Annotated in this window: 10 protein-coding genes; 4 read left to right on the forward strand and 6 right to left on the reverse strand. The window is 60.9% G+C overall.

Features of this window, described 5'->3' with window-relative positions:
- Positions 1-35: 35 nt before the first annotated feature.
- Both CKW11_RS09130 and CKW11_RS09135 read left to right on the forward strand, forming a co-directional pair.
- On the forward strand, positions 36-638 hold the full coding sequence (locus tag CKW11_RS09130) for a DsbA family protein (RefSeq protein WP_177439993.1): 603 nt from the start codon (positions 36-38) through the stop codon (positions 636-638).
- The gene (locus CKW11_RS09135) at positions 631-2,448 is read left to right on the forward strand and encodes an ABC transporter ATP-binding protein (protein ID WP_095137256.1); all 1,818 of its coding nucleotides are present in this window, start codon (positions 631-633) and stop codon (positions 2,446-2,448) included. The genes CKW11_RS09130 and CKW11_RS09135 overlap by 8 nt, the downstream gene beginning before the upstream one ends.
- Here the strand turns inward: CKW11_RS09135 and CKW11_RS09140 are convergent, their stop codons facing one another.
- Positions 2,449-7,065 (reverse strand): deaminase domain-containing protein, encoded by a 4,617-nt coding sequence (locus tag CKW11_RS09140; protein WP_095137257.1) that lies wholly within the window; start codon positions 7,063-7,065, stop codon positions 2,449-2,451.
- 173 nt (positions 7,066-7,238) lie between these two features.
- On the opposite strand from CKW11_RS09140, the gene CKW11_RS09145 reads away from it, so the two are divergent.
- Together CKW11_RS09145 and CKW11_RS09150 are read left to right on the forward strand one after the other, a co-directional pair.
- Entirely contained in the window at positions 7,239-9,698 is a 2,460-nt protein-coding gene (locus CKW11_RS09145; protein ID WP_095137258.1) for an EAL domain-containing protein, read from the forward strand.
- A 79-nt stretch (positions 9,699-9,777) separates the two neighbouring features.
- Positions 9,778-10,539 carry an iron-containing redox enzyme family protein gene (locus tag CKW11_RS09150; RefSeq protein ID WP_262924845.1) on the forward strand — a complete coding sequence of 254 codons (762 nt, stop codon included), beginning with the start codon at positions 9,778-9,780 and terminating at the stop codon, positions 10,537-10,539.
- 136 nt (positions 10,540-10,675) lie between these two features.
- On the opposite strand, the gene CKW11_RS09155 is transcribed toward CKW11_RS09150, so the two are convergent.
- The 5 genes from CKW11_RS09155 to CKW11_RS09175 all read right to left on the reverse strand — a co-directional run bounded on the left by CKW11_RS09155 (position 10,676) and on the right by CKW11_RS09175 (position 15,639).
- On the reverse strand, positions 10,676-11,602 hold the full coding sequence (locus CKW11_RS09155; RefSeq protein WP_095137259.1) for a GGDEF domain-containing protein: 927 nt from the start codon (positions 11,600-11,602) through the stop codon (positions 10,676-10,678).
- Between the two features lie 362 nt (positions 11,603-11,964).
- Complete coding sequence (locus CKW11_RS09160; RefSeq protein ID WP_003226924.1) at positions 11,965-12,705, reverse strand: YciK family oxidoreductase; 741 nt, start codon at positions 12,703-12,705, stop codon at positions 11,965-11,967.
- A gap of 167 nt (positions 12,706-12,872) precedes the next feature.
- A complete protein-coding gene (mupP, locus tag CKW11_RS09165; protein WP_003226921.1) occupies positions 12,873-13,544 on the reverse strand; it encodes an N-acetylmuramic acid 6-phosphate phosphatase MupP in 672 nt (223 codons plus the stop codon).
- Between the two features lie 4 nt (positions 13,545-13,548).
- Positions 13,549-14,247 (reverse strand): bifunctional 2-polyprenyl-6-hydroxyphenol methylase/3-demethylubiquinol 3-O-methyltransferase UbiG, encoded by a 699-nt coding sequence (gene ubiG, locus CKW11_RS09170; RefSeq protein WP_047598712.1) that lies wholly within the window; start codon positions 14,245-14,247, stop codon positions 13,549-13,551.
- Positions 14,248-14,304: 57 nt separating this feature from the next.
- On the reverse strand, positions 14,305-15,639 hold the full coding sequence (locus CKW11_RS09175; protein ID WP_095137260.1) for a TRZ/ATZ family hydrolase: 1,335 nt from the start codon (positions 15,637-15,639) through the stop codon (positions 14,305-14,307).
- Between the last annotated feature and the right edge of the window lie 58 nt (positions 15,640-15,697).

Genomic DNA, 15,697 nt, shown 5'->3' on the forward strand with positions numbered 1-15,697 from the left:
TCATGACTGCGCGCCTGCTCTATGTGATGGATCCGATGTGTTCCTGGTGCTGGGGGTTCGCTCCCGTCGCCAAGGCATTGGTCGAGCAGGCGCATGCAGCCGGAGTGGAGTTGCATCTGGTGGTCGGCGGGTTGCGTACCGGCAGCGGTGCGGCGCTGGAGCCGACCACGCGGCGTTACATTCTTGAGCATTGGCAGGCGGTCACCGAGGCCACCGGTCAGCCATTCAAGTTCGAAGGTGCGTTGCCCGATGGTTTCGTCTACGACACCGAGCCGGCCTGCCGGGCAATTGTCACCGCGCGCAGTCTGGCGCCGGATTGCGCGTGGACACTGGTCGGCCTGATCCAGCAGGCGTTTTACGCGCAAGGCCGCGATGTCACCCAGGCCAGCGTGTTGGTCGAGCTGGCCGAGCAGGCCGGTGTGCCGCGTATCGAGTTTGCCGCGCTGTTCGATCATGCCGATCAGCACAAGGCGACTCAAGCTGATTTCAGCTGGGTGCAGGATCTGGGCATCGCCGGGTTCCCGACTCTGCTCGCCGAGCGCAACGGCCAACTGGCGCTGTTGACCAACGGCTATCAACCACTCAGTGAACTCTCACCATTGCTCGGCCGTTGGCTGGAGCGCGCAGCCTGTGCCTGACCGGGCCGATGACACGCCAGCCGTAAAGCGTGTCGACCGGCTGAGCTGGGCAGAAGTCCGGCGCCTGGCACTGCATCACAAAAAATCCCTGTGGATCGCCAACGGCGTGGCCGTGCTGGCGACGCTGTGCAGTGTGCCCATTCCGTTGCTGTTGCCCTTGCTGGTGGACGAGGTCCTGCTCGGCCATGGCGATGCCGCGCTGAAAGTCATGAACCACGTGTTGCCGTCGATGTGGCAACAAGCGGCGGGTTACATCGGCCTGATGCTGCTGGTCACCCTGACCCTGCGTTGCAGCGCCCTGTGTTTTGGCGTGTTGCAGGCGCGGCTGTTTGCCCGGCTGGCGAAAGACATCGTCTACCGCATTCGCGTGCGCCTGATCGAACGCCTCAAACGCATCTCCCTCGGCGAATACGAAAGCCTCGGCAGCGGCACCGTGACCACCCATCTGGTCACCGATCTGGACACCCTCGACAAGTTTGTCGGCGAAACCCTCAGCCGGTTTCTGGTGGCGATGCTGACCTTGGTCGGCACCGCGAGCATCCTGATGTGGATGCACTGGAAACTGGCGCTGCTGATCCTGCTGTTCAACCCGCTGGTGATCTACGCCACGGTGCAATTGGGCAAACGGGTCAAGCACCTGAAGAAGCTGGAGAACGACAGCACCTCGCGTTTCACTCAGGCCTTGAGCGAAACCCTCGATGCGATCCAGGAAGTGCGCGCCGGCAACCGTCAGGGTTTCTTCCTCGGGCGTCTCGGCTTGCGCGCGCAGGAGGTACGCAACTACGCGGTCAACTCGCAGTGGAAAACCGATGCCTCGAACCGTGCCAGCGGTCTGCTGTTCCAGTTCGGCATCGACATCTTCCGCGCCGCGGCGATGCTCACGGTACTGTTCTCCGACCTGTCGATCGGCCAGATGCTCGCGGTGTTCAGCTACCTGTGGTTCATGATCGGCCCGGTCGAACAACTGCTCAATCTGCAATATGCCTACTACGCGGCGGGCGGTGCGCTGGCGCGGATCAACGAATTGCTGGCGCGGGCCGACGAACCGCAGTACCCCGGTGGCGTCGATCCGTTCAAGGGCCGGGATACCGTGGGCATCGAGGTGCAGGGGCTGAGCTTCGGTTACGGCGATGAGCTGGTGGTGGATCAGATGAACCTGTCGATTGCCCCCGGAGAGAAAGTCGCGATTGTCGGTGCCAGTGGCGGCGGCAAAAGTACTTTGGTGCAGTTGCTGCTGGGGCTGTACACACCGTTGGCGGGGACCATTCGTTTCGGCGGTTCGACCCAACAGGAAATCGGCCTGGAGCTGATTCGTGAAAACGTCGCGGTGGTGCTGCAGCATCCGGCGTTGTTCAACGATACGGTACGGGCCAACCTGACCATGGGCCGCACCCGCAGCGACGAAGCTTGCTGGCAGGCGCTGGAAATCGCCCAGTTGGAAGCGACCATCCGCGCGCTGCCGGACGGACTCGACAGCATCGTCGGACGTTCCGGCGTGCGCCTGTCCGGTGGTCAGCGTCAGCGTCTGGCAATTGCGCGGATGATCCTCGCCGAGCCGAAAGTGGTGATTCTCGACGAGGCCACCTCGGCCCTCGATGCCGCCACCGAATACAACCTGCATCAGGCCATGGCGCGCTTTCTCAATGGCCGCACCACGCTGATCATTGCCCATCGCCTGTCGGCGGTGAAGCAGGCGGATCGGGTGCTGGTGTTCGATGGCGGGCAAGTGGCCGAGGATGGCGACCACCAGCAACTGATCGCCGATGGCGGCCTTTACGCCAAGCTCTACGGCCACCTGCAGCGCCTGTAATCAGCCCCACAGCACCTGCAACGCCGCCTCGCCGCCGTCATGGCCGAACTGCTTCATCACCACCGAACAGGATTCGCACGGGCGCATGGTCGTCGCGATGTCGACCGCGCGGATCTCTGTCGGGTCGGGGTATTTCTCGCGCAGCACGCTGATCAGTTTGCTTTCGCTGTCCAGCGAGGTCGGCCGGCTGGTCTGCGTCGGCTGATAGGTTTTCAGCTCCTTGATGGTTAGCGGCACGGCCAGCAGTTGCCCATGCTCGGTGACCTCCAGCGAGGTTCGCGGGAAGCTTGGGTTGTAGTCGATGTTGATGTAAGTGGTGTCGCCGATCCGCACGTGATTGGCACCCATGTGGCGAAACAACGGCAGGCGCTGGGTGCTGCCTTGCGCGCCGGACACGCTGACGTAGATCTCCCGTTTGCCGCTGGCCGTAGTGACTTCGGCATAGGCGATGTTACGTGCGTTGAGCGGCCGCTCACGCACGGGCAGCAGGTTGTGCAGTTTCTGCATGGCACTGTCGATGCGCAGGGCCGCGTTAGTGTTGGCCGGGGTGATTGTCGGTGACAGAAACAACGTGTCGAAAATCTCTGCGGTTTTCTGCCGAAAGGCTTCCGGCGCTTCCTTGCTGCGCGCCCAGGTGGCGGCGCCTTCGGGCAGGCGGGTGACGATCATCCGTGTCGAGTGATCGAACATCAGCGCCTCGCCCGGGCTGGTGTCGACCTTCAGCCATTTCATGTTGTTTGCAGGAATGGCCGTGGTGCCGATGGGGATCGCGATCTGCTCCATGGTCTGCATCGCGCGCTGCACCGATTCGAGGCCATGGATGCGCACGATGTTGTTGGCGTGCAGCGAGCCGGTGTAGACGGTCAGCAGTTCTGCGCCGAGGGTGCCGTCAGCCAGTTCGGCGGGGGTCAGGCGCTGGAATGTCAGTTGCCTACCGGGGAGTTCGCCTTTGGCGAAGCTGGCCAGGTAGTAGTCATGGATGTTGATTCGGAAGAACACATAGGTGGCCGAGTCATCGACGGCCGGCACCAGTACGGCACCGACCTGATGTGAGTCGTTGATCCCATCGTAGGTGCCGCCGGTTTTTACCCGGGCAAAAATACCTTTGCGAAACTGCAGCGTGGCTTGAATCTGCTGTCTTGGCACCAGCCTGCCTTGATGGAATCCAAGGCGTCGCAGGTCGCCGGTGAACAGCCTCGGGCGGTTATCGATGATTTGATAAAGCCTGGCATCGACCGCCAGGAACGTTCCGTCCTGCCGGAGCAGTGTGGCCGGCTCCGAAACCCGCTCGCCGAACCATGGCGCGTAACCCTTTTCCTTGTCGATGGTGCCGACGGCGGGCGTCGGGGCGGGTTCTGCGGTGATGTAGCTGACGCGGCAGTCGCCCGCGCCCGGTGCGCGGCGTATCCGGCACGGCAGCAGCGTCCAGTGCTGACTGTCATCGAGCAGATCGGCCCGGCGCAGTTCATCGCCGTCGAGTCGATAGGGCACATCATCGATCAATACCGTGGTGCGTCCGCCAGCCTCGGGGACAAGCTCGACGCGGGTGTTCGGCGCCAGTTCGATATCGATCTGATCTTCGGTTTTTTTCACGGTGCGGTAGTGCGAACGCCCCAGCGAAAACTCATGCTCGTGTGCGAGCAACTGCGGCCCATAAGGGCGCTCCGACAGCGGATCGAGCAAGTGATACCGCGAGCCGCCGACATTGCGCACCGGCACATCGTCAATGCCTCTGACCACGGCCAGATGATCGGCAGGGTTCAGCGCTTTCCAGCGCCCGGCATCCAGTGCCTGGGGCAGACTGTGCAGCAGGTCATAGTCAGCGCTTCTGCCGGCCAGCCTTTTCAGACGTGCAACCGCGCGGTGTTCCAGATGCGCCACGGCCCGCACTGCGCCGATCGCACCTCGGCCGCCGAACTTGAGCAGGGCAGGCGCAGCGTCCAGCGGATTGAAGTTTCTCAAGCTCGAAACCAGCAGGTTTTTCGACAATTGCGCCATGCGTGGCAGGGCGACGCGAATCGCCATTTTCCCGGCCACGGCAGCGAGGCGAATGCTGCCGGCGACGAACTTGCCCAAAGGAATCGCGAACGAGACGATATCGAGGAGCAGGCCGAGTACGCCCAGTGCGTGTATGCCCGGACTGTCCGACTGCAGGTCTTCGAGACTGCCCCAGAACGGGATGAAGCCCTTCAGAGCATGAGTCCAGTGCTTTTTGCGGCTGTCGCGCTCGAAACGGGTATCACCCCAGGCCTCATTGCGCAGCGCCTGCTCATCGACATAGAACAATCGGGTCGCGATAAACGAGGCGATTTGCACCGTGCGCGGCGAGGTGAAGGTCAGGTTCGGTGAGCTGTCGTGATGGGCCGCAGGGATGAGCGAAGCGGGCAGGGAGTCGCCCAGCGGTTCGAGGATCGCGACGCATTTGGCGTCGGGGGCGGGTGTCGAACCGTCCCAGTGTGCTTTTCGATCGAATGGCAGGCGGCGGGCGACGATGCGGCTGATGCTCTGGCCCTTGGTGCGTCCACGTTTGGGCGGCAGGGGTGGCAATAACAGACCGCCAACATGTGTGCCATCCAGATCCGGGCGTTTGCGAAGGATGCCGGCGCGAGGCAGGCATTCGTAGAATTGTGCCGGGCCCTGATACGTCGCCTGCAACACGAAGCCCATGCGAGCCCGGTACGGCAGGATGTTTTTCAGTGTTTCCAGATGAGATTCGATGTGCCGTGTCGGATCCCTGAGGCTGTGAATCCGCACGTCGCCGTGCTCCAGTGCCCGGCGGTCGGGCCACGGCAGTGTGACCAGCAGCGACTTGATCAGGTATTCATAGGCTTTGCGGGTTGCGCTCAGATAGTCGTCGAACTGCTGGTCGAACAAGGCCTTGATATCGGGCAAGGTGCGGTTGCGCGGAAACCGGGAGAGGCGGCGACCGGGTTGGTGGGTGTTGACGAAGCCGCTTTGCAGTTGGCCGTCTGCGTTGAGGCTGATCCATTCGCTGGCGTTGCGGCCATCGTCGCTGACGTACCAGCGTGTGTCGCTGCTCAGCCCGCCGGCGGCATAGACCTCCAGCAACGGCCAGGTCGGCAATGGCACATCCGGGGTGTCGATAATGCTGCGTCGGCTACGGTTGGGCGCTGAAGGATGGTGGCGTTTGAGGCGAATCGTCGAGTGATCGTACAGCTCGTTGGCCAGCGCCTTGTCCAGTTGCTGTTTTGCCAGGGCAAGTCGCCGGGGCGGCTCGATGTCCAGCTGCAGGATCGCTGCGTTCATTTGCTTCTTGTGGTCTTCCAGCGCTTGCAGTGCCGCGTCATCGTCGGATGTCTCGTTCGCTGCGGCCGGCGCTCCGGTGGCCAGTGTCCAGGTCTGTGCGGCAGCCACTCGGGTCATGGCGATCAGGGTTTGCAGGTCGGTGCTGGCGTTTTCGCTTTTGTGTAGCGGCAGATCGACCAGTTGCTGAAAGCTCAGATGTTCCAGCAACTGTGGATCAAGGGCATGTGCTAGGTGCACGCCATGCACGAAATTGACCCAGACCACCGAGCTGGCGTACGGCAGCTCGACAGGAATATCGCGCACTTGAAAATCCAGTCCGAACTGCGCAAGGCATACCCATCCCAGCACATGTTTTTCGGTGGTGGTCGAGGTTCGGTGTGAATCCTCAAGATGCTGTAAAAAGTCCCGGCGAATCGCGGCGTAGCAGTCGCCGTAGTGAGCGCGTTGTTCCAGCGCAAAACCGGCCACTTCGGTCGAGTTGCCGTCGCCGGGCAGTTCGTACCACAGGCACAACGCTTCGAGCAGTAAACGCAGGCCGATATCGGCGACTGTCGGCTCATCGGGCCGCGCGCCATACCATTGCAGTTTCTGCAGCAAGCGCTGGCCCAGGTCACGCGCCTTGGGCGTGTCGAGCAGGCGCTCCAGGCAGGCGGCGGGCTGCTGCTCCAGCTGCTGGCGGGTGAATGGAGGCGTTACTTCGCTGGCCAGGCTGTCGATGGCCGACAGGGTTTTGCCGGTGAGCCAGTCGCCAATCAGGTCGTGAATCGCGGCTTTGTCATCGTCGCTCATCAGTACCGTCAGCGCCGGCTGGTTTCGCAGATTCAGTCGGTGGCTGGCGCGTTGTTCTTCGACCTTGCCGATCAGCCGGGTCAGTGTCGTGGTGTCCTGTACGTCGGCAAATGTGAACCCGGACTCACGCAGCAGTTGTGACAACGGCAGCAGCCTGTCGGAACGCAGGTGTGCGCCTATACTCAGCAACGCTCGCTGAAATTCTTCAATTGTGCTGGAGGCCCGGGTGACATCCTCGATGGCGTAGCGAGCGCAGCTGCCATCGGGACGGTTGAAGGAAAAGCTGCATTGACCGGCTGCGGCGTCGACTTGCAGCAGTGATCCTCTGGACGTTTGCAGGTACGCCGCCAATTGTGGTTCGGCGCTGTCTTCGAACAGGGCTTGCAGAAGTTTTTGCGCCAGGGCGTGTGCTGCACCCAGTCGCGAATGTGCCTGGGGCGCCAGGTAGTAGGTCTGCAGTGAGGTCGATGCGCTGAGCACCGCGCGCAGGGCAGAGATCATTGCGCGGTATTCGCTCTGTTGGGCAGTATGGCGTTGCAGCGTGGCGGAAGGTGACTGCATGGAGAACGGCTCTGGAATGATTGAAAGCCGTCAGTGTCGAAGCATGGCGAACAGCGGGTGCGGTACATACGTATCGCCGGTTGAAAATGTCCTGGCTTGCTGGAAGGGGTCGCCCCCTGGTCTGGCTCTGGCGGTCTCCCCTTGAAGATGACAGTGCGTGCGCAAAGGACCTCATGAAGCAAAAAAGGACTCTCGGAACGCCACGGTTGTTGGGCATCGTCTGGCCATTTATTGCCGTCGTGTTGTTTCAGGCTTTACTGGGGGGCGTGAGTCTTTACGTCCTGTCGGCCGTTCGCGGCTATGTCGCCGGCGAGAGTCTCTGGTCCAAGGGCCAGAAGGACGCCATCTATTACCTGAACCTGTATGCCGACAGCCGCGACGAGGCGACCTTCCTCAAATACAAGGAAGCGATTGCCGTGCCTCAGGGCGGTCACCAGTTGCGTCTGGCGCTGGATCGTCAGCCGCCGGATCTGCAGGCGGCACGGGAGGGGATCCTCAAGGGTGGCAACCATCCCGATGATGTGTCGAGCCTGATCTGGCTGTACCTCAATTTCCGTCATTTCAGCTATCTGGAAACCGCGATCGAGCGCTGGACCATCGGCGACGCCTATCTGGTGCAACTGGACAACGTAGCGCGCGAGATGCATCAGGCCATCAGCGAAAACGTCGCGACGCCGGCTGATATCCAGCACTGGAAAGCGCAGATCTTTGCCATCAACGACGGTGTGACGCCGGCGGCCAAGGCGTTCAGCGATGCCTTGGGCGAAGGTTCGCGGATGATCCTGCGCCTGCTGCTGTTCACCAACCTGGCCACGGCGCTGGGGTTGATCGTGCTGGCCCTGTTGCGCACCCATAAACTGCTCAAGCAGCGGCATGCCTTTGCCCAGGCGCTGCAGCTGGAGAAGGATCGGGCGCACATCACCCTGCAATCGATTGGCGACGGGGTGATCACCACCGACGTCAACGGCGCGATCGATTACATGAACCCTGCGGCGGAGGCCATGACGCACTGGAAGTCCGAGCACGCGGCGGGGTTGCCATTGGCAGCGCTGTTCAATCTGCTCGATGACAATGCGCAGACCGAAGGGCTGACGCTGATCGAGCATATTCTCAGCGGGCAACTGATTGGCGGCAGCGAGCACTCCAAACTGATTCAGCGTCTGGATGGCAGTACGGTTTCGGTGACGCTGGTGGGCGCGCCGATCCGCAATGCCGAGAAGGTTATCGGTACGGTGCTGGTGCTGCATGACATGACTCAGGAGCGGCAATACATCGCCAACCTGTCGTGGCAGGCGACCCACGATGCCCTGACCGGTCTGGCCAACCGCCGCGAGTTTGAGTATCGCCTGGAGCAGGCCCTGCACAATCTGACGCGCCAGCCCGGTCGGCATGCGCTGATGTTCCTCGATCTGGACCAGTTCAAACTGGTCAACGACACTTGCGGTCACGCCGCCGGCGATGAGTTGCTGCGGCACATTTGTACGCTGTTGCAATCGGGCTTGCGCGAGAGCGACACCTTGGCCCGGCTGGGCGGCGACGAGTTCGGCATTCTGCTGGAGAACTGCGCCCCGGATGCCGCCGAGAAAATCGCCGAGAGCCTGCGCCAGACCGTGCAGAACCTGCACTTCGTGTGGAAGGGTCGGCCGTTTTTGACCACTGTGAGCATCGGCCTGGTGCACATCGCCCAGACCCCGACCACCCTCGAAGCCTCATTACGCGCCGCCGACATGGCTTGCTACATGGCCAAGGAAAAGGGCCGCAACCGGGTCCAGGTCTATCATGCCGACGATTCCGAACTGTCGCTGCGCTTCGGCGAAATGGCCTGGGTGCAGCGCCTGCATATGGCGCTGGAGGAAAACCGCTTCTGCCTCTATGCCCAGGAAATTGCTCCGCTGGGCGCTACAGCCCATGGCGGGGGGCACATCGAAATACTCTTGCGTCTGCATGACGAAGCCGGACGGATGATCCTGCCGGACAGTTTCATTCCGGCGGCCGAACGTTATGGTCTGATGAGTCAACTGGATCGTTGGGTCGTCGAGAATGTTTTTAAAGTCATTGCCCAATGTATTACCGAACAACATGAAGGTCCGTTGGCAATGTGTGCGATTAATCTTTCAGGCATTACTATCGGAGATGACGCGTTCTTGCACTTTCTGCGTGAACAGTTTGTTAATTACGCTATACCCCCTGAAATGATTTGTTTTGAAATTACTGAAACCAGCGCCATTGCCAATCTTGGCAGTGCAATTCGATTTATTAATGAACTCAAAGGCTTAGGTTGTTACTTCTCACTTGATGACTTTTGTGCCGGAATGTCTTCATTCGCTTACCTGAAACATTTGCCTGTAGACTTCCTGAAGATCGACGGGAGTTTCGTAAAGGATATGCTGGACGACCCGATTAACCGCGCTATGGTCGAGGTGATCAATCACATCGGGCATGTCATGGGTAAGCAGACAATTGCCGAGTTTGTTGAAACAACCCAGATCGAGCAGGCATTGCTTGAAATCGGGGTGGATTACGCTCAGGGTTATGTCATCGAACGCCCGCAGTTGTTTACCTGCGACAGTTTGCAAAGTCGGCCCGCCAGACCGCAGCCGCTGTTGTTCAAGGCGCCTGGCACGTTCCGTTGAAATCTCTTGCCGATCCTTACAATCACAAATCAAAAGGAGCCGAACAGTGATCGACACATTCAACCGAACCGGACCACTCATGGAAGCTGCAAGTTATCCTGCCTGGGCACAACAGCTCATTGCAGATTGCAGCGAGAGCAAGCGCCGGGTTGTCGAACATGAACTGTACCTGCGCATGCGCGATAACAAGCTCAGCGCCAAAACCATGCGCCAGTACTTGATCGGGGGCTGGCCGGTAGTTGAACAGTTTGCGTTGTACATGGCGCAGAACCTGACCAAAACCAAGTTTGCTCGCCATCCTGGGGAGGACATGGCGCGCCGCTGGCTGATGCGCAACATCCGCGTTGAACTCAATCATGCCGACTACTGGCTGAACTGGAGTCGCGCGCATGGCGTCAGCCTGGAGGATCTGCAGGCCCAGCAAGTACCGCCGGAACTGCATGCGCTGAGTCACTGGTGCTGGCATACGAGTTCGGCGGATTCGCTGATCGTCGCCATCGCTGCGACCAACTACGCCATCGAGGGTGCGACCGGGGAGTGGTCAGCGCTGGTCTGCTCCACTGGCGTGTACGCAGCGGCGTTCCCGGAAGAGGAACGCAAGCGCGCGATGAAGTGGCTGAAGATGCATGCCCAGTATGACGATGCCCACCCCTGGGAAGCGCTGGAAATCATCTGCACGCTGGCGGGTATGAATCCGAGCAAGGCACTGCAGACCGAACTGCGTCAGGCGGTGTGCAAGAGCTACGACTACATGTACCTGTTTCTGGAGCGCTGCATGCAACTGGAAACCGCCGAGCGTGCGTTGCACGGGCGTGAACGCCGGGCACTCGTAGAGAGCTGATAGCCAATAACCCCGCAAAAAAGTGTAGGAGTGAGCCTGCTCGCGATCCGGTGTGTCAGTCAACAAAGAGGGTGACTGACACACCGGATCGCGAGCAGGCTCACTCCTACAGTGGTTTGTGGTTGTCTGGAAGGACTCAGCCAGCCATCGCCAACCGATTACGTCCTTCGCGCTTGGCCACATACAGCGCACTGTCGGCCCGACGCAGCAGACTGTCGGCCGACTCCCCCGGCAACAGCGTCGAACAGCCAAGGCTGACAGTCAGGTCGATCAATTGACCGTCCGCAAAGTATTCCGCAGTCTGCGCGGCATGGCGCAGACGCTCGCCGACCATCGCCGCCGCTTCCCGGCCGGTGTTGCACAGCAAGATCAGAAACTCTTCCCCGCCATAGCGAAACACCATGTCGACGTTGCGCAGCTGGCCCTTGATCGACGCTGCCACCGCTTTGAGTACGTCATCCCCGGCGCTGTGGCCGTGGCTGTCGTTGACTCGTTTGAAGTGGTCGATGTCGAGCATCAGCACCGACAACGGTTGCAAGTGCCGGCGGGACATGTCGATCTCGCGTTGCAGGGTCTGCTCCATGGCGATCCGGTTGCCGGTTCCGGTCAACGGGTCGCGCAATGCACTTTGCGTTGCGGCGCGGTAGAGCAGGGCGTTGCGCATCGGGAACAACAGCGACGACAGCAGCGATTCGAGGTTGCCCTGATCCTGCTCGCTGAAGCGCTGGTTGCGGCGAAAGACCAGTTCGCCCAAGTGCTCGCCTTCGTGGCTGAGGCTGTAGCTGACCGAATGGTGACCGCGGGCGCCGAATTCCAAGCGCAGGTCGCTGGCCGAATGCACGTAGCTCAAGGCATCCAGCGGCACCAGACGCTGAACTTCGCGGAAAAACAGACCGAGGATTCGTTGCGGCTCAAGACTGGTTTGCAGTTGCAGGCTCATTTGCTGACGCAATTGCGCCAGGCTGGCCGGGCGTTCCAGAAGCGGAGGCAGCTGACCAAAGCCCAGGCGTTGCAATTTGGCACTGTCAAAGTCAATTGCATTGGTCTGGGAGGGTGATTTCATATGGCGTGAGCCCCTAAGCAGTAAGTCTGTCTTACAGGCTGGGTGAGAGCGGCTATGGGCTGCGCGTCATACTGATCCATCAGTCCCGTAGGACATTTGGCGTAAGTTTAGTCTGCCTGATGACGATTAGTCAGCTATCGAAATCGGCCTGGCCCCAGTGCCTTCACACGGCATGCTTTGAGGAAAATTAGAGCGAAAGTCGTGCCATTCGGTTCAGGTTTATTAAAACCTTTATGAATCAACGGGATGGCTTTTTGCTTTGAGGGCGGGTGGCGGATATTTGACTGAAGTTTGACGGCGGGAAGCGGCAATTGTGTGCCGCGACGGTAATCCGCCACGGCAACAAAAGCGACGTATGGCAGTTATTGCGCGTTGAATGCCTGGCCATTGATGCCGGTGCTGTCCGGCCCCATCAGGTACAGGTACACCGGCATGATCTCCTCCGGGGTCGGATTGTTCAGCGGGTTTTCCCCTGGATAGGCCTGTGCACGCATGCTGGTACGCGTGCCGCCCGGGTTGATGCTGTTGGAGCGCACGGGTGCTACGCCATCGACTTCATCGGCCAGGGTTTGCATCAGGCCTTCGGTGGCGAACTTCGATACGCCATAGGCGCCCCAGTAGGCCCGGCCCTTGCGTCCGACGCTGCTGGAAGTGAACACCACCGAGGCATCCTGCGACAGCTTGAGCAGCGGCAGCAAAGTGCTGGTCAGCATGAACATGGCATTGACGTTGACTTGCATGACACGCATGAAGTTTTCGCCCGACAGCTGTTCGATCGGCGTACGCGGCCCGATGATCGAGGCGTTGTGCAGCAGGCCGTCGAGGTGGCCGAACTCGGTTTCGATCATCGCCGCCAGCTCATCGTATTGATGGGGCAGGGCGGTCTCGAGGTTGAACGGGATCACTGCCGGTTGTGGATGCCCCGCCGCTTCAATCTCGTCGTAGACCTGAGTCAGATTGGCTTCGGTCTTGCCCAGCAGCAGCACAGTGGCGCCGTGGGCGGCGTAGGTTTTTGCGGCAGCTGCACCGATGCCACGGCCGGCACCGGTGACCAGAATGACCCGATCCTTGAGCAATTCGGGACGGGCGGTGTAATCGAACATAAGAACCTCACAATCCATTCATGAAGACCTGCTTCCCTGTGGTGAGGGGATTTATCCCCGACCGGCTGCGAAGCAGTCGTAAACCTGCATATCGAATCGACCTGAAAGATTGCGGGGGCTGCTTCGCAACCCATCGGGGATAAATCCCCTCGCCACAAAGGCCGTTTTCAGCAGCTGCACAGCGCGCTGTCGAGCACTTTGCGCAACTCCAGCGGATGATCCACCACCACGTCCGCGCCCCAGTGCCGCGGGTTATCGTCCGGGTGGATGTAGCCGTAGGTCACGGCGCAGGTTTTGGTGCCGGCATCGCGGCCCGACTCGATATCGCGCAGATCATCGCCCACAAACAAAACCGTCGACGGATCCAGATCAAGCATCTTGCACGCGAGGATCAGCGGCTCCGGGTCGGGCTTGCTGTTTTTCACGTGATCCGGGCAGATCAGCAGCGCCGAACGCTCGGCCAGCCCCAGTTGCTGCATGATCGGCTCGGCAAACCGAACCGGTTTGTTGGTGACCACGCCCCAGATCAGGTTGGCCCGCTCGATGTCGGCCAGCAGCTCGCCCATGCCGTCGAACAGCTTGCTGTGTACCGCGCACCCGGCCAGATAGCGCTCGAGAAATTCCTGACGCAGCTCCTCGAAGCCCGGCGATTCCGGGTCCATCGAGAACGTCACGGCGACCATGGCTTTCGCGCCGCCGGAGATTTCGTCGCGGATGTGCTTGTCGTTCATCGGCGGCAAGCCGCGATCCGCGCGCATCGCCTGACAGATGGCGATGAAGTCCGGCGCGGTGTCGAGCAGGGTACCGTCCATGTCGAAAAGGACTGCTCTGATGGCCATCGGCTTACTCCTCGCGCAGGGTCTGGATCATGTAGTTGACGTCAACGTCGTTGGCCAGCTTGTAGTGCTTGGTCAGCGGGTTGTAGGTCAGGCCGATGATGTCCTTGACGGTCAGGCCGGCGATGCGGCTCCAGGCGCCCAGCTCGGACGGGCGGATGAATTTCTTGAAGTCGTGGGTGCCACGCGGCAGCAGCTTCATGATGTATTCGGCGCCGATGATGGCGAACAGGTACGCCTTCGGGTTGCGGTTGATGGTCGAGAAGAACACCTGGCCGCCGGGCTTGACCATGCGGTAGCAGGCGCGGATCACCGATGACGGATCCGGTACGTGCTCAAGCATTTCCAGGCAGGTCACGACGTCGAACTGCTCGGGCATTTCTTCAGCCAGGGCTTCGGCGGTGATCTGCCGGTATTCGACGCTGACCCCGGATTCCAGCTGATGCAGTTGCGCGACCGCCAGTGGCGCTTCGCCCATGTCGATGCCCATGACAGTGGCGCCGCGCTGGGCCATGGCTTCGCTGAGGATGCCGCCGCCGCAGCCGACGTCGAGGACTTTCTTGCCGGCCAGATTGACTCGCTCGTCAATCCAGTTGACGCGCAGCGGGTTGATGTCGTGCAGCGGTTTGAATTCGCTTTCACGGTCCCACCAGCGATGGGCCAGGGCTTCGAATTTGGCGATTTCGGCGTGGTCGACGTTGCTCATATCTATTCCTCGAAAAACTTGAAAAGGGCTGTAGCCGCGGAGTCTGCTCCGCAGTGTTTACGATTCGGTGTGGCCGCTGATGCGCTGGCCCCAGGCCCGGGCGGTGGCGCCCAGCTGTTTTTCGTCCAGACGGGTCAGGCGCCGGTCGTCGAGTAACTGTTTACCGGCGACCCACAGGTGTTTCACGCAGTCGCGGCCGGTGGCATAAATAAGCTGCGACACCGGGTCATAGACCGGTTGCTGGGCCAGGCCGGACAGGTCGAACGCGACGATGTCCGCAGCCTTGCCAATCTCCAGCGAGCCGACCTGCGCCTCGATGCCCAAGGCTCGGGCGCCGTTGAGCGTGGCCATGCGCAGCGCACGATGGGCGTCCAGCGCGGTGGCCGAGCCGGCGACGGCTTTGGCCAGCAGCGCGGCGGTGCGGGTTTCGCCGAGCAGGTCGAGGTCGTTGTTGCTGGCGGCGCCATCGGTGCCGACGGCGACGTTCACGCCAGCCTGCCACAGGCGCTCCACCGGGCAGAAACCGCTGGCCAGCTTCAGGTTCGATTCCGGGCAGTGGATCACGCTGGTGTTGCTTTCTACCAGCAATGCCAGATCGTCATCGCTGATCTGGGTCATGTGCACCGCCTGGAAGCGCGGGCCGAGCAGGCCGAGGCGACCGAGGCGGGCCAAGGGGCGTTCGCCGCGATGCTCCAGCGATTGCTGGACTTCGAAGGCGGTCTCGTGGACATGCATATGGATCGACGCGTCCAGCTCTTCGGCGATCACGCGGATTTTTTCCAGGTTCTCGTCGCCCACGGTGTAGGGTGCATGCGGGCCGAAGGTGATCTTGATCCGTTCGTGATGCTTCAGATCGCCGAACAGCTCGACGCCCTGACGAATGGCCTCATCGGCACTGGCGGCGCCAGGAATCGGGAAATCGAGGATCGGAATCGCGATCTGGGCGCGAATGCCGCTGTTGTGCACGCGCTCGCTGGCGACTTTGGGGAAAAAGTACATGTCCGAGAAACAGCTGATGCCGCCCTTGATCTGCTCGGCAATCGCCAGATCAGTGCCATCCCGGACGAACTCTTCATCGACCCATTTGGCTTCGGCCGGCCAGATGTGGTTTTCCAGCCAAGTCATCAGCGGCAGATCGTCGGCCAGGCCACGGAACAGGGTCATCGCCGCATGCCCGTGAGCGTTGATCAGGCCCGGGGCGAGCAGTACGTCCGGCAATTCGCGGACTTCAGTGGCGTTACACTTCAATGCTTCGTCGCGCGGGCCGATAAACACGATGCGGCCGTCGCGAATGCCCAGGCCATGCTCTTTGAGCACAACGCCTGCGGGTTCGACGGGTACCAGCCAGGTCGGCAGCAATAATAAGTCGAGCGCAATGGCAGGTTTCGGCATCGAGGGTCGGTTCCAGTGCTTTTGTAAAGGATGGCGAAGTATACCCGAGCGTCTTCGC

Origin of the sequence: Pseudomonas sp. Irchel s3a10, from assembly GCF_900187525.1 — a bacterium.
GTDB classification, from domain to species: Bacteria; Pseudomonadota; Gammaproteobacteria; order Pseudomonadales; family Pseudomonadaceae; genus Aquipseudomonas; species Aquipseudomonas koreensis_G.

What these genes read in the sequence shown, in the direction of transcription:
- mupP (WP_003226921.1), bottom strand. Translation starts at nt 13,544, where the DNA reads ATGGCCATCAGAGCAGTCCTTTTCGACATGGACGGTACCCTGCTCGAC.
- CKW11_RS09130 (WP_177439993.1), top strand. Translation starts at nt 36, where the DNA reads ATGTGTTCCTGGTGCTGGGGGTTCGCTCCCGTCGCCAAGGCATTGGTC.
- CKW11_RS09150 (WP_262924845.1), top strand. Translation starts at nt 9,778, where the DNA reads ATGGAAGCTGCAAGTTATCCTGCCTGGGCACAACAGCTCATTGCAGAT.
- CKW11_RS09155 (WP_095137259.1), bottom strand. Translation starts at nt 11,602, where the DNA reads ATGAAATCACCCTCCCAGACCAATGCAATTGACTTTGACAGTGCCAAA.
- CKW11_RS09145 (WP_095137258.1), top strand. Translation starts at nt 7,239, where the DNA reads ATGAAGCAAAAAAGGACTCTCGGAACGCCACGGTTGTTGGGCATCGTC.
- ubiG (WP_047598712.1), bottom strand. Translation starts at nt 14,247, where the DNA reads ATGAGCAACGTCGACCACGCCGAAATCGCCAAATTCGAAGCCCTGGCC.
- CKW11_RS09140 (WP_095137257.1), bottom strand. Translation starts at nt 7,065, where the DNA reads ATGCAGTCACCTTCCGCCACGCTGCAACGCCATACTGCCCAACAGAGC.
- CKW11_RS09160 (WP_003226924.1), bottom strand. Translation starts at nt 12,705, where the DNA reads ATGTTCGATTACACCGCCCGTCCCGAATTGCTCAAGGATCGGGTCATT.
- CKW11_RS09175 (WP_095137260.1), bottom strand. Translation starts at nt 15,639, where the DNA reads ATGCCGAAACCTGCCATTGCGCTCGACTTATTATTGCTGCCGACCTGG.